This is a genomic window from Pseudomonas sp. WS 5146 (assembly GCF_012985495.1).
GTDB lineage: Bacteria > Pseudomonadota > Gammaproteobacteria > Pseudomonadales > Pseudomonadaceae > Aquipseudomonas > Aquipseudomonas edaphica.
This window is the reverse complement of sequence record NZ_JAAQWL010000001.1, coordinates 700,426-713,289: the sequence shown is the minus strand read 5'-3', so window position 1 is coordinate 713,289 and position 12,864 is coordinate 700,426. Positions and strand designations below refer to the sequence as shown.

The following is a 12,864-nucleotide window of genomic DNA, read 5'->3' as shown; positions in this document are numbered from 1 at the left end:
CTAACGTCCCCAAAGCTCCGCTTTTTATACCAATGAGAAAGCGGCCGGACACACTCAGGTACGAGGACAAGAATAATGCAACCTGATTTCTGGAATGACAAACGCGCGGCGGGCGTTCCCAATGATATCGACCTCACTACCTACAAATCGGTGATCGAGGTCTTTGAACGCTCCTGCAAGGCCTTTGCCGACCGTCCGGCGTTCAGCAACATGGGCATCACCTTGACCTACGCCGAGCTTGAGCGCCAGAGTGCCGCGTTCGCCGGCTACCTGCAAAACCACACCGACCTCAAGCCTGGCGAGCGCATCGCGGTGCAGATGCCCAACGTGCTGCATTACCCGATTGCGGTGTTCGGCGCGCTGCGCGCCGGGTTGATCGTGGTCAACACCAACCCGCTGTACACCCCGCGTGAGATGCGCCACCAGTTCAAGGATGCCGGCGTGCGCGCGCTGGTCTATCTCAACCTGTTCGGTTCGCGGGTGCAGGACGTGTGCACCGACACCGAGATCGACTACCTGATCGAAGCCAGGATGGGCGACTTCATGCCCGCCGCCAAAGGCTGGCTGGTCAACACCGTGGTCGACAAGGTCAAGAAAATGGTCCCGGCCTACAGCCTGCCACGTGCGGTGTCGTTCAAGCGCGCCTTGCGCATGGGCGCGGGCCAGGCGGTGGTTCGCCACCCGGTGACGCTGGATGATATCGCCGTGCTGCAATACACCGGCGGCACCACCGGCCTGGCCAAGGGCGCGATGCTCACCCACGGCAACCTGGTGGCGAATATGCAGCAGGCGCGGGCGTGCATGTCCCAGGTCACCGATGACGGCCAGCCGCTGGTGAAAGAAGGGCAGGAGGTGATGATTGCGCCGCTGCCGCTGTACCACATCTATGCTTTTACCGCGAACTGCATGTGCATGATGGTGACCGGCAACCACAACGTGCTGATCACCAACCCGCGTGACATCGGCGGGTTTATCAAGGAGCTGAAAAAGTGGCGGTTCTCCTGCTTGCTCGGGTTGAACACGCTGTTCGTGGCGCTCATGGATCACCCCGACTTCAAGACCCTGGATTTCTCCCATCTCAAGATCACCAATTCGGGTGGCACTGCGCTGGTCAAGGCCACCGCCGAGCGCTGGAAGGCTCTCACCGGTTGCTCCATCGGCGAAGGTTACGGCCTCACCGAAACCTCGCCGGTGGCCAGCACCAACCCCTACGGCAGCCAGTCGCGGCTGGGCACCGTGGGCATTCCGGTGCCGGGCACGGCGATGAAAGTGATTGATGATGAAGGCCGCGAGCTGCCCCTGGGCGAGCGCGGCGAGCTGTGCATCAAAGGCCCGCAGGTGATGAAGGGTTACTGGCAGCAACCCGTGGCCACTGCCGAGACCCTAGACGCCGAAGGTTGGCTCAAAACCGGTGATATTGCGGTGATCGACACCGATGGTTTTGTCAGCATCGTCGATCGCAAGAAAGACCTGATCATCGTCTCGGGCTTCAATGTGTACCCCAACGAGATCGAAGACGTGGTGATGGCGCATCCAGCAGTGGCCAACTGCGCGGTGATCGGCGTACCGGACGAACGCACCGGCGAGGCGGTGAAGCTGTTTGTGGTGGCGCGCGCCCAAGGTGTGAGCGTTGATGAGTTGAAGGCGTACTGCAAGACCAACTTCACCGGGTACAAGGTGCCCAAGCACATTGTGTTGCGTGAGTCGTTGCCGATGACGCCGGTGGGCAAGATTTTGCGCAGGGAGCTGCGCGACATCGCCTGATGTGAAATGCAATAAAAAATGTGGGAGCTGGCTTGCCTGCGATAGCGATATATCAGTCACCCGATTTATCGACTGATTCACCGCTATCGCAGGCAAGCCAGCTCCCACATTGCTGTTTATCGCTCCGTAAAGCCCATTCCAGAGCGATTTCCTGGATTATAGAATCTTTGCTCTAAAAATGACCATTAGATATTCTTGAGTCATGTTTATGACTGTGGGGCCTTCTTTTGGCTCTAGGCGGCCCTTGGCAAAGCTGCTACTCTCGGCGCGCTTTGTGACTTCTCGGCCTGCTTGAAAGCGCCAGATTCACCTAAAAAAACATACACCAATAATAATCGCATCAAATGCGATGATGAATTCGCGTCGCTGAGGAGTGGGCTTCCATGAACGAAGACTTTTGGAAGGATAAGTACCCCGCCGGGATTGCTGCAGACATCAATCCAGACGAGTATCAGAATATTCAGGCGGTACTGAAACAGTCCTGCCAGCGCTTCGCCGACAAACCGGCTTTCAGCAACCTGGGCAAGACCATCACCTACGGTGAACTGTACGAATTGTCCGGCGCCTTCGCCGCCTACCTGCAACAGCATACCGATTTGAAGCCCGGCGATCGAATCGCCGTGCAACTGCCCAACGTCCTGCAATACCCGGTGGCCGTGTTCGGTGCCATCCGTGCCGGGCTGATCGTGGTCAACACCAACCCGCTGTACACCGCGCGGGAAATGGAACACCAATTCAATGATTCCGGGGCCAAGGCCCTGGTCTGCCTGGCAAACATGGCGCACCTGGCTGAAAAAGTCGTGCCCAAGACTGCCGTCAAGCACGTGATCGTCACCGAAGTCGCTGACTTGCTGTCGCCGTTCAAGCGCCTGCTGATCAACAGCGTCATCAAGTACGTGAAGAAAATGGTCCCGGCCTATCACTTGCCCAAGGCGATCAAGTTCAACGACGTGCTGGCCAAGGGGCACGGCCAACCGGTTAACGACGCCAGCCCCGCCAGCGGCGATGTGGCCGTGCTGCAATACACCGGTGGCACCACCGGCGTGGCCAAGGGCGCGATGCTCACCCACCGCAACCTGGTTGCCAACATGTTGCAGTGCAAGGCGCTGATGGGCTCCAACCTCAATGAAGGCTGCGAGATCCTGATCACGCCGCTGCCGCTGTACCACATCTATGCGTTCACCTTTCATTGCATGGCGATGATGCTGATCGGCAACCACAACATCCTGATCAGCAACCCGCGCGACCTGCCGGCGATGGTCAAGGAACTGTCGAAGTGGAAGTTCAGCGGCTTTGTCGGCTTGAACACGCTGTTCGTGGCGCTGTGCAATAACGAGGCGTTCCGCAAGCTGGACTTCTCCGCACTCAAAGTGACCTTGTCGGGCGGCATGGCCCTGCAACTGGCTGCGGCTGAGCGCTGGAAAGCCGTGACCGGCTGTGGCATCTGTGAAGGTTACGGCATGACCGAAACCAGCCCGGTGGCCACCGTCAACCCGATCCAGCATATCCAGATCGGCACCATCGGCATTCCGGTGCCTTCCACCCTGTGCAAAGTCATCGCCGACGATGGCACCGAGTTGGCGCTGGGCGAAACCGGCGAGCTGTGTGTGAAAGGCCCGCAGGTGATGAAGGGCTACTGGTTGCGCGACGACTCCACCGCCGAAATGCTCGACAGTGAAGGCTGGTTGAAGACCGGTGACATCGCGATCATCCAGCAAGACGGCTACATCCGCATTGTCGACCGCAAGAAAGACATGATTCTGGTCTCCGGTTTCAACGTCTACCCCAACGAACTGGAAGACGTGCTGACAAGCCTGCCGGGCGTGCTGCAATGTGCGGCCATCGGCGTGCCGGATGAAAAATCCGGTGAGCACATCAAGATCTTTATTGTGGTCAAGCCAGGCGCGACCCTGACCAAGGACCAGGTCATGGAACACATGCGCGCCAACGTCACCGGCTATAAGGTGCCCAGGGCCGTGGAGTTCCGTGATGCATTACCGACCACCAACGTGGGCAAGATCCTGCGCCGTGAGTTGCGCGATGAAGAGCTGAAGAAGCTGGGCCTTAAAAAGTAACCGATAAAAAACCCCGCTGATGCGGGGTTTTTTATAGCTTGAGCTGGAATACAGTCCAATGTGGGAGCTGGCTTGCCTGCGATAGCGGTGGATCAGCTAGCCCAACTGTGATGGGTATACCGCCATCGCAGGCAAGCCAGCTCCCACATTGTTTTACCGCGTTCTTACAAGGCAAACTGCGCGAAGCCCACGCCAGCACCTGCCGGGCGCACATCCTTCAAGAACGAATCCTTATCCGCGCTCAGCTCCAGGGTAATCTCCGGCTTGCGCTTGCCTGCGTTGCGCACCACCAGCCCTTCGATGTGTTCGCGCAGGAACGCCGTCGGCACTTTCAGGTGCAGCAACTGGTCAGTCTCGGCGTTGTGCATCAACAAGTGAACCCACTCGTACTGGCCCACACCAATGCGCACCAGCGGCAGGTCGAACCACCAGATGTTGCGTTTGCTGTCCAGGTCGGTGAAGTGGCAGTTGTTGACGCCGAGTACGGCACCGCCCAGTTCCTGGTTTCTGCGGGCGATAGCCTGTGCTTTATTGAGTTTCATAACCTTCCTACGGGATCTGTTATTCAGCGTTATAGCCTGAATGTGCCGGGCATTCTCATGGGTTAGCGGCAAAACATAAAGCCAAACCTGTTCGCTGCGATGAAATGCGCGCTGAAAATAATTGAAACTCTGCCGAACGGCCTCGGGTCAATCTTTAGGTAATGACCAAAACCCTTGATTGTTCTTTCGGAGAAATACCATGAGCAGCACATCGGATAAGGCAAAAGGTTTGAAAGATGAACTTGTCGGCAACATCAAGCAAGGTGTCGGCAAAGTCACCGGCAATGACAAGCTGCACGCTGAAGGCGTTTTGCAGGAGAAGAAAGGTCAGGTCGAAAAAGCCGTCGGCGACACCAAAGATGCGGTAAAAAAAGCCGTCAAGTAACACTGAATCGCCGGCTGGATTCATGCAGCCCGACGGCCATCTACGGATGGCCGTTTTTATGTGAAGCGTGCAACTAAAGTTTGGAAATTGTTTCAAAGTCGCCAAATGGGCTACTTTGATGTAGAAAACGGCCCCTGAGTCGCCCACGACCTCACCCTTTTGCGGCGAAAGGAGACGCTATGATTTTTCCGGTACTAGACGGCCTCAAGCTCCACAAAGTGCTGCTGCGCACCGTCAAGGAATTCGTCGATGACGAAATGCCCACCTACGCCTCGGCACTGGCCTACCAGATGCTGTTCTCGCTGTTTCCCTTCCTGCTGTTCCTCATTGCCCTGATCGGCTTCCTGCACCTGCCGGACTTTTTCACCTGGCTGCGCATGCAGTCGGAACTGGTGTTGCCGCCCCAGGCGCTGGAGCAGGTCAACCCGGTGATCGACCAGTTGCAGCAGTCCAAGGGCGGTTTGCTCTCGGTGGGTATCGTGATCGCGCTGTGGACCGCCTCGGCCGGCGTGCGCCTGATGATGAGCGCGATGAACGCCGCCTATGACGTGGTCGAAGGCCGGCCGATCTGGAAGCGCTTCCCGCTGTCGATTTTCTACACTGTCGGCATCGCCGGCATGTTGCTCGCTGCTGCCGCACTGATGGTGCTCGGCCCGCAAGTGATGGAATGGCTCGCCGGGCAGATCGGCATGCAGGAATTCGTGGTCACCTTATGGACCATCCTGCGCTGGCCCTTGATCGTGATTCTGCTGATGTTCGCCGTGGCCCTCATGTACTACGTGATGCCCGATGTTGAGCAAAAATTCCGCTTTATCACCCCAGGCTCAGTGCTGGCCGTGGTGGTGTGGATCATCGCCTCGCTGGGCTTTGGTTATTACGTCAAAACCTTTGCTGACTACAACGCGATGTATGGCAGTATCGGTGCGATCATCGTCCTGCTTCTGTACTTCTATATTTCCGCCGCCGTGTTGTTGCTCGGCGCGGAGATGAATGCCGTGATCGAGCACATGTCGGCCGAAGGCAAGGACCCAGGTGAAAAGGAATTTGATGAAGACAGCCACACGAATGAAAAACAGCACGTCTCAGGCCTGGGCCGGGACCACTCCAAGCCCACTACCGATGAAGTCTGATCGATGATCCGTGAAATCCTGAAAATGGGCGACGAGCGCCTGCTGCGCATCGCGCCACCGGTTCCGCCGGAAATGTTCGACAGCCCTGAGCTGTGGCAGTTGATTGATGACATGTTCCAGACCATGGAGCACGTCGGCGGTGTCGGCCTGGCCGCGCCGCAGATTGGTGTGGACCTGCAGCTTGTTATCTTTGGTTTCGAGGCCAGCGAACGCTACCCGGATGCGCCGCCGGTGCCGCAGACCATCCTGATCAACCCGCTGATCACGCCGCTCAGCCCGGTGCTCGAAGAGGGTTATGAAGGTTGCCTGTCGGTGCCGGGCCTGCGTGGCGCGGTAGATCGTTACCAGCAGATTCGCTACGAGGGTTTCGATCCCAAGGGCGAGCCGATCGTGCGCGTTGCCGACGGCTTCCATGCACGGGTGGTGCAGCATGAATGCGATCACCTGATCGGCCGGTTATACCCCTCGCGGATTACCGACTTTAGCAAGTTCGGGTTTATCGAAGTGATGTTCCCGGATATGGATCCAAACGCTGACGAGTAACCCTCAGGCACACTCATATCTAAATGTCGGAGCGCGCTTATGTGGGAGCTGGCTCCCACATTTGGAATGCATTCCAAACAGAGTTATCGGGCGGGTTTAACGAACCGCAACGTCATCCGATCCGACTCGCCAATCGCGACATACTTGGCCTTATCCTGCTCCCCATAGCGCAGCGATGGCGGCAACGTCCACACGCCACCCGGGTAATCCTTGGTGTCCTTGGGGTTGGCATTCACCTCGCTCTGCCCGGCCAGCTTGAACCCGGCGTCCGTCGCCAGCTTCACCACTTGCGCCGTGGTCAGGTAGCCGCTGTCCTTGATCGCTTCCAGGTCCGCGCCGTCTTTGGCCCGGTGATCTTCCACGCCCAGCACACCGCCTGGTTTGAGCACGGTGTAGAACGCGCTGAAGGTCGCTGGCGCGGTGCCTGCGTCTACCCAGTTATGCACATTGCGAAAGGTCAGCACGGCGTCCACCGAAGCCGGTTTGCCGAGCACCGGGGCTTTGGGGTTGAACTCGACGACTTCGGCCTTCGCATAGCGCGCAGGGTCGGCGGCGAATTTGTTTTTCAGGTTCTGTTCGGACGTCGCAGCATAAGCACTGCTGCTGGCAGCTTGCACGGCGGCGATGTAATGCCCGTGGTCCTTGAGCAGCGGCGCGAGAATTTCGCTGAACCAACCGCCACCCGGGGTGATTTCGATCACGCTCTGTGTGGCGCTCAGGCCGAAGAACTCCAGGGTTTGCTGCGGGTGGCGGTAACCGTCACGCGCGCTATTGGCCGGGTCGCGCCAACTGCCGGCCAGCACGCTGGCGTATTGCTCGGCGGTAATCGGCGCATTCGCTGCCTGGCTTAAAGCCGGAGCGAGGAGGGCGGTAAGAGACAGCGCTGCAAGCGTGGTTTTCATGATCATCCTGTAAGGGGCCACTGTGCTGTCGAGGCTAGCACGGGCCTTGCACGGGCCGATCACACATTATCCGCAGTGGACCTCACTAAAAGGTCTAAGCCCATGGCGATCATTGGCTTGTTGCGTTTGTAGCGCGCCAGGCGCTCACCCAGCGATTGGGGCAGGGTGGTTTCCTGGGTGAAACCCATACGTTGATAGAGCCCTTCCAGCTGCGGATGACACAGCAACCACACCGTGCCTTCCACATCGGCCACTGCCGCAGCAATCAACCGCGCCGCCAGCCCGTGGCCGCGATACGCCGGGTCAACAAACACGCCGGTCAGCCATTGCCCTCCCACCACAGGCGTAAGGCACAACCCGGCGACAATCTCGCTGTCACGCGCCACCCACAAGCGCCCGCCCTTGAGGGCCTTCATCGGCGAATTATGGCGGCGGTAAAACTTGTTCAGCAGCGGCCACAGTGGCTCTGCCAGCAGTTGGATGTGCAGTTCGGGCATGGTGTTTGAGCAACGTAATCAAGGGCCGCCGATTATAAGCGCCTTCTGCCGGGCAATAGGTGGTATACCCAGTGTTACATCCCCTTCACGTGGAGCATGCATCATGGCCAAAGGTATGGATTCAAAGAAAGCCGCGAAGAAAAAGCCGGCAAAGACCGCCGATGAAAAACGCGCCGACAAAAAAGCCAAGAAGACTGAAACCGGCCTGTTCGGTCACTGAGTTACAAGCTTAGAACCAAACGATCTGCAAGATTTTTGCGCCTCACTGCACAGAGCAGGAAACACCTGCTCTGAGCTGCCGATGGCCAACTACCTTGATCTGACCCAACGCCGGGAAATCGAAGCCCTGGCACGCAGTTTTACCGCAGTCACCGAATGGCCGACCTGGCTGTTGCTGATCGGCGTATATATCGGCTGGTTCGCCGTGATCCTCGCCAGCCACTGGCTGGGCCTGTGGCTGAGCACGGTGTTGCTGATCCCGCTGGTGACACTCTGGCTGTCGGTGCAACACGAATTGCTGCATGGCCATCCCACCCGTTCGCTCCTGATCAACAAACTGCTCGGCTACGCGCCGTTTGCCGTGTGGTATCCCTACACGCTGTACCGCGACAGTCACCTGTTGCACCATAACGACGAAGACCTGACCCTGCCGGGCATCGACCCGGAAAGCCGCTACCTCAATCAACACCAGTGGGATAACAGCTCGTTGCTCAAGCGCGGCGTTCACTGGCTGACCAAAACCCTACTGGGGCGTTTTCTGCTGGCATCGCCGCTGGCCATCGCCCGATTGGCGCGTCATCAACTCCGATGCCTGCCCCAGGTGTGGCCAATGTGGCTGGCCCACGGCGGCGTGACAATCCTGATGCTGAGCTTTATCGCCCACTCCAGCGCCATCCCGGTATGGCATTACCTGCTGCTGGTGACCGCGCCAGCCTTGTCCCTGGCGTCGATCCGTTCCTACTATGAACACCGCCCGCACCCGCAGCCGGAACAGCGTACGGTGCTCAACGAAGCGTCCTGGCCGTGGACCTGGCTGTTCCTCAATAACAACCTGCACCTGGTGCACCACGACTTGCCCAAGTTGCCCTGGTATCTGCTGCCCACGGTCTACCGGGCGCGACGTGAACAATGGGTCGCGCGCAGTGGCGGCTTTCTGGTGCAGGGTTATGGCCAGTTGATCAGCCGCCACGGCCTCAAGGCCATCGACAGCCCAAGGCACCCTTTTGCGTGAGAGACGACCATGAGTGACCACTACGCCGAGCTGCGGATGTACGTCGCGCCCGCAGCGGTGCAACAGGCCAACCAAGCGTGGCTGACGCGTATTTTTGAGCGCCTGAACCTGACGCGCCGCAACGCCGACCACCTCGACCTGCACGGCCTGTGGCTCGCGCCCGAGCTGCTGGTGACGCAAACCTGTGGCTACCCGCTGATGACCCAACTGCGCGGCAAAGTGCGCGTGATCGGCCGCCCGCGCTATGAGCTGGCCCACAGCAGCCAGGGCGAACATTGCAGCCTGCTGCTGACCCGCGAGGACAACTCGCTTAACGAACTGGCGGACTTCTACGACAGTCGCGGCGTGATCAACGGCCACGACTCCAACAGCGGCATGAACCTGCTGCGTGAACGCCTGGCCCCGCTGCAACGCGACGGCCGTTTCTTCGCCAGCGTCGGCATCAGCGGCGCCCACCGCGAAAGCCTGCGCTGGCTGCGCGAAGGCCGCGCCGACCTTGCCGCCGTCGACAGCGTGACCTACGACTACCTCGCCCGTTTCGCCCCCGAAGAAGTGGCGGGGCTGCGCACCGTCACCCGCAGCGCGCCGAGCCCGACCTTGCCCTTTATCGGCCCGCTGCACTTGAGCGATGAGCAAGTGGCGCACATTCGTGGGGTGATGAATCAGGCGTTGCAGGATTTACCGCACGTGGTCGCAACCCTGGGCATCCAGGCAGTTCTGCCTGCCAGCGAAGACGACTATCAAGTCCTGCTGAACTATCAACAAGCCGCCGCCACTGCCGGCTACCCGCACCTACGCTGATCGACGCTGATCGTTCCCACGCTCCGCGTGGGAACGATCAGCGTGCGAACAATCGGTTATATAAGAATGCATTTTAAATATTATTAAAGAATAAGCGGCCTTGCTAGGATCGCTCCACCGGAACACCGGACATAACGCGCAACCTTCTCAGATGGAGCCACTATGTCCGGCGCCGACACTTCTCACAGCGATTACGTGGGCGGATTGTTCCGCAGTCATTACGACTGGCTGTGCAGCCGTTTGCACCGCCACCTCGATTCCCGCGCACACGCCGAAGACATCGCCGCCGACACCTTCGTCCAACTGCTGAGTTCGCCCGGCGTGCTGCCGATTCGTCAGCCCCGTGCCTTGCTCACCACCATCGCTCAGCGTTTGATGTACCAACTGTGGCGTCGCCGTGACCTGGAACGCGCTTATCTCGGCGCCCTGGACAACGACGAAACCTGCAACGCACCGTCGCCTGAAGACCTCGCGCAAATGCTCGAAGCCCTGCAGGCCATCGACCAATTGCTCGACGGCTTGCCGGCCAAGGTCAAGGCGACCTTTTTGCTTTCGCAGCTCAATGGCCTGACGTATCCCGAGATCGCCGCCGAACTGGGGATTTCCCAACGCTCGGTCAGCGGCTACATGGCCCGCGCCCTCAACCGTTGCCTGCGCCAGACGCCCGGCCAGCCATACAGCTACACGCGGCTCAGTTATGACTTTTAAACAACTTGAGTGGCACACCGATCCAGTGTGGGAGCTGGCTTGCCTGCGATAGCGATGTTGAAGCCACCATCGCCATCGCAGGCAAGCCAGCTCCCACCGTTGATCTCCTGTGTTCCGGAAAATGAGGTTCTGCATGAAAACAATTAAAAACCTGCTCGGTGCCTCGCTGCTGGCTCTCGCTGTCCTGACGCAGCCAACCCAGGCCGCCGAGGCCATCAAACCCATCCACTTCGGCGACATCACCTGGGAAAGCGGCAGCCTGATCACCGAAGTGCTGCGCCTGATCGTCGAGAAAGGTTACGGCCTGCCCACCGACACCTTGCCAGGCAGCACCGTGAGCCTGGAAGCCGCCCTGGCCAAGGACGACATTCAGGTGATCGGCGAAGAATGGGCCGGGCGCAGTCCGGCGTGGGTCAAGGCCGAGGCCGAAGGCAAAGTGTTCGGCCTGGGCGACACGGTCAAAGGTGCCACCGAAGGCTGGTGGGTGCCTGAATACGTGATCAAGGGTGAGGCCGAACGCGGCATCAAACCGCTGGCGCCGCAGCTTAAGTCAGTGGCTGACCTGGCGCGCTACAAGGACGTATTTCGCGACCCTGAAGACCCGAGCAAAGGCCGCTTCCTCAACAGCCCCACCGGCTGGACCTCGGAAATCGTCAATAGCCAGAAGCTCAAGGCCTATGGCCTGACCGATACCTTCGTCAACTTCCGCACCGGTTCCGGCGCGGCGCTGGATGCTGAAGTGGCCTCCTCGATCCGCCGTGGCAAACCGGTGTTGTTCTACTACTGGTCGCCGACGCCACTGCTGGGCCGCTTCAAGCTGATCAAGCTCGAAGAACCGCCGTTCAACGCCGACGCCTGGAAAACCCTGGCCGACGCCAACAACCCGCACCCCATTGGCACCCGTTCGATGCCTGCACACTTGGCGATTGGTGTGTCGGCGCCGTTCAAGGCGCAGTACCCACAGTTAGTCACCTTCTTTGAAAAAGTCGACCTGCCGATCGACCTGCTCAACGGCATCCTTGCGCAAATGAGCGAGAAACGTGAACAGCCGCGCCAGGTCGCGCTGGCGTTCCTCAAAGAGCAGCCGCAAGTGTGGCAGCAATGGGTGCCTGCGGATGTCGCGGCCAAGGTCAAAGCTGGCCTGTAGCTGATCGTTCCCACGCTCCGCGTGGGAATGCCGCCCAGGACGCTCTGCGTCCTGTTTTTACGCCGTGACGCAGAGCGTCACAGGATGCATACCCACGCAGAGCGTGGGAACGATCGAGGTGGTAGAGATGGTTAAGTTTTTCAGTGTGGTTCTGGCTTCACTTGTGTTTTCGGCAGCGGTGTCTGCGGCCGAACCGTCCACCTTGCGCATCGGCTACCAGAAAAGCTCGGTGAGCATGGTACTGGCCCGTGAGCACAAACTGTTCGAAGAGGCGCTGCCCGGCACCCAGGTGCAGTGGACTGAATTCCTCGGCGGCCCGCCACTGATCGAAGCGCTGAACGCCGGCAGCCTGGACATTGGCAATATCGGCGACATCCCGCCGATCTTCGCCCAGGCCGCCGGCATCGACTTGCAGTACTTCGCTGTCGAGCCCAATGAAGGCAAAACCGAAGCGGTGCTGGTGCCCACAGCCAGCAGCATCCAAAGCGTGGCCGAACTCAAGGGCAAGCGCGTGGCGCTGCTCAAGGGCTCCAGCGCACACAACCTGTTCCTCAAAAGCCTGCTGCGCGCGGGCTTGCAGTGGAAGGATGTGAATGTGGTGTACCTGTCGCCGTCCGACGGCCGCGCCGCGTTTGAACAAGGCAAAGTCGACGCCTGGGTGGTGTGGGACCCGTACTACTCGGCGGCTGTGGTCGATGGCTCCGCCCGCGTATTGGGCGACGGCCAGGGCCTTAACCCGGCCGGCAGTTTCTTTGTGGTCAACAGCCCATTTGCCAAACAGTACCCGCACGCCGTCGCCACCATCATCAAGACGCTCGGCAAGGCCCAGCGCCTGTCCCTGGACCAGCCCGAAGAAAGCATCGCCTTGATGGCCAAGACCCTGGGCCTGCAGCCGGCGGTGGTCAAAAGCTACTTCGAACACCGCTCGCCGGAGCCGATTCGGCCGCTGCAGGCCATCGACATCGCCAATCAGCAGCGCACCGCCGACCTGTTCTTCGCCAACGGCCTGATCCCGAAAAAGGTCGATGTGCAGCAAATAGTCTTCAAGGCTCTAAACCAATGAACATCAACTGTGGGAGCTGGCTTGCCTGCGATAGCGCTGGCCCAGACAGCACATCATTGCCTGACACACAGTCATC

At 59.5% G+C, this 12,864-nt stretch carries 13 protein-coding genes; 10 read left to right on the top strand and 3 right to left on the bottom strand.

Annotated features, from left to right (window positions below):
- Window positions 1–75: 75 nt before the first annotated feature.
- Together fadD2 and fadD1 are read left to right on the top strand one after the other, a co-directional pair.
- The gene (fadD2, locus tag HBO41_RS03235; protein WP_017139194.1) at window positions 76–1,764 is read left to right on the top strand and encodes a long-chain-fatty-acid--CoA ligase FadD2; all 1,689 of its coding nucleotides are present in this window, start codon (window positions 76–78) and stop codon (window positions 1,762–1,764) included.
- A 383-nt stretch (window positions 1,765–2,147) separates the two neighbouring features.
- The gene (gene fadD1 / locus HBO41_RS03230; RefSeq protein ID WP_169985115.1) at window positions 2,148–3,839 is read left to right on the top strand and encodes a long-chain-fatty-acid--CoA ligase FadD1; all 1,692 of its coding nucleotides are present in this window, start codon (window positions 2,148–2,150) and stop codon (window positions 3,837–3,839) included.
- Window positions 3,840–4,003: 164 nt separating this feature from the next.
- On the opposite strand, the gene HBO41_RS03225 is transcribed toward fadD1, so the two are convergent.
- Window positions 4,004–4,381: a hypothetical protein gene (locus tag HBO41_RS03225; RefSeq protein ID WP_017139196.1), complete on the bottom strand. Its 378-nt coding sequence runs from the start codon at window positions 4,379–4,381 to the stop codon at window positions 4,004–4,006.
- Between the two features lie 199 nt (window positions 4,382–4,580).
- On the opposite strand from HBO41_RS03225, the gene HBO41_RS03220 reads away from it, so the two are divergent.
- The 3 genes from HBO41_RS03220 (at window position 4,581) to def (ending at window position 6,439) form a co-directional block, all read left to right on the top strand.
- The gene (locus HBO41_RS03220; RefSeq protein ID WP_017139197.1) at window positions 4,581–4,766 is read left to right on the top strand and encodes a CsbD family protein; all 186 of its coding nucleotides are present in this window, start codon (window positions 4,581–4,583) and stop codon (window positions 4,764–4,766) included.
- A 179-nt stretch (window positions 4,767–4,945) separates the two neighbouring features.
- The gene (locus HBO41_RS03215) at window positions 4,946–5,896 is read left to right on the top strand and encodes a YihY/virulence factor BrkB family protein (protein ID WP_017139198.1); all 951 of its coding nucleotides are present in this window, start codon (window positions 4,946–4,948) and stop codon (window positions 5,894–5,896) included.
- Window positions 5,897–5,899: 3 nt separating this feature from the next.
- Window positions 5,900–6,439 (top strand): peptide deformylase, encoded by a 540-nt coding sequence (gene def / locus HBO41_RS03210; protein WP_017139199.1) that lies wholly within the window; start codon window positions 5,900–5,902, stop codon window positions 6,437–6,439.
- A gap of 83 nt (window positions 6,440–6,522) precedes the next feature.
- On the opposite strand, the gene HBO41_RS03205 is transcribed toward def, so the two are convergent.
- Both HBO41_RS03205 and HBO41_RS03200 read right to left on the bottom strand, forming a co-directional pair.
- A complete protein-coding gene (locus HBO41_RS03205) occupies window positions 6,523–7,341 on the bottom strand; it encodes a class I SAM-dependent methyltransferase (RefSeq protein WP_169985113.1) in 819 nt (272 codons plus the stop codon).
- Window positions 7,342–7,400: 59 nt separating this feature from the next.
- Window positions 7,401–7,838 carry a GNAT family N-acetyltransferase gene (locus tag HBO41_RS03200; protein ID WP_017139201.1) on the bottom strand — a complete coding sequence of 146 codons (438 nt, stop codon included), beginning with the start codon at window positions 7,836–7,838 and terminating at the stop codon, window positions 7,401–7,403.
- A gap of 301 nt (window positions 7,839–8,139) precedes the next feature.
- Here HBO41_RS03200 and HBO41_RS03195 point away from each other — a divergent pair, with 301 nt between their 5' ends.
- From HBO41_RS03195 to HBO41_RS03175, 5 genes are all read left to right on the top strand, one after another.
- Window positions 8,140–9,069 carry a fatty acid desaturase gene (locus HBO41_RS03195; protein ID WP_169985111.1) on the top strand — a complete coding sequence of 310 codons (930 nt, stop codon included), beginning with the start codon at window positions 8,140–8,142 and terminating at the stop codon, window positions 9,067–9,069.
- 9 nt (window positions 9,070–9,078) lie between these two features.
- Window positions 9,079–9,870 (top strand): phosphate/phosphite/phosphonate ABC transporter substrate-binding protein, encoded by a 792-nt coding sequence (locus tag HBO41_RS03190; RefSeq protein WP_169985109.1) that lies wholly within the window; start codon window positions 9,079–9,081, stop codon window positions 9,868–9,870.
- A gap of 162 nt (window positions 9,871–10,032) precedes the next feature.
- Entirely contained in the window at window positions 10,033–10,578 is a 546-nt protein-coding gene (locus HBO41_RS03185; protein WP_169985107.1) for a sigma-70 family RNA polymerase sigma factor, read from the top strand.
- A 133-nt stretch (window positions 10,579–10,711) separates the two neighbouring features.
- Window positions 10,712–11,725, top strand: coding sequence for an ABC transporter substrate-binding protein (locus HBO41_RS03180; RefSeq protein ID WP_169985105.1), 1,014 nt, complete (start codon window positions 10,712–10,714; stop codon window positions 11,723–11,725).
- Window positions 11,726–11,852: 127 nt separating this feature from the next.
- The gene (locus tag HBO41_RS03175) at window positions 11,853–12,788 is read left to right on the top strand and encodes an aliphatic sulfonate ABC transporter substrate-binding protein (RefSeq protein WP_017139207.1); all 936 of its coding nucleotides are present in this window, start codon (window positions 11,853–11,855) and stop codon (window positions 12,786–12,788) included.
- Window positions 12,789–12,864 lie beyond the last annotated feature (76 nt).

Excerpts from the sequence above, each read along its gene's own strand:
- HBO41_RS03185 (WP_169985107.1), top strand. The coding sequence starts at position 10,033 with ATGTCCGGCGCCGACACTTCTCACAGCGATTACGTGGGCGGATTGTTC.
- HBO41_RS03215 (WP_017139198.1), top strand. The coding sequence starts at position 4,946 with ATGATTTTTCCGGTACTAGACGGCCTCAAGCTCCACAAAGTGCTGCTG.
- HBO41_RS03190 (WP_169985109.1), top strand. The coding sequence starts at position 9,079 with ATGAGTGACCACTACGCCGAGCTGCGGATGTACGTCGCGCCCGCAGCG.
- HBO41_RS03180 (WP_169985105.1), top strand. The coding sequence starts at position 10,712 with ATGAAAACAATTAAAAACCTGCTCGGTGCCTCGCTGCTGGCTCTCGCT.
- fadD2 (WP_017139194.1), top strand. The coding sequence starts at position 76 with ATGCAACCTGATTTCTGGAATGACAAACGCGCGGCGGGCGTTCCCAAT.
- HBO41_RS03220 (WP_017139197.1), top strand. The coding sequence starts at position 4,581 with ATGAGCAGCACATCGGATAAGGCAAAAGGTTTGAAAGATGAACTTGTC.
- HBO41_RS03225 (WP_017139196.1), bottom strand. The coding sequence starts at position 4,381 with ATGAAACTCAATAAAGCACAGGCTATCGCCCGCAGAAACCAGGAACTG.
- def (WP_017139199.1), top strand. The coding sequence starts at position 5,900 with ATGATCCGTGAAATCCTGAAAATGGGCGACGAGCGCCTGCTGCGCATC.
- fadD1 (WP_169985115.1), top strand. The coding sequence starts at position 2,148 with ATGAACGAAGACTTTTGGAAGGATAAGTACCCCGCCGGGATTGCTGCA.
- HBO41_RS03195 (WP_169985111.1), top strand. The coding sequence starts at position 8,140 with ATGGCCAACTACCTTGATCTGACCCAACGCCGGGAAATCGAAGCCCTG.
- HBO41_RS03200 (WP_017139201.1), bottom strand. The coding sequence starts at position 7,838 with ATGCCCGAACTGCACATCCAACTGCTGGCAGAGCCACTGTGGCCGCTG.
- HBO41_RS03205 (WP_169985113.1), bottom strand. The coding sequence starts at position 7,341 with ATGAAAACCACGCTTGCAGCGCTGTCTCTTACCGCCCTCCTCGCTCCG.
- HBO41_RS03175 (WP_017139207.1), top strand. The coding sequence starts at position 11,853 with ATGGTTAAGTTTTTCAGTGTGGTTCTGGCTTCACTTGTGTTTTCGGCA.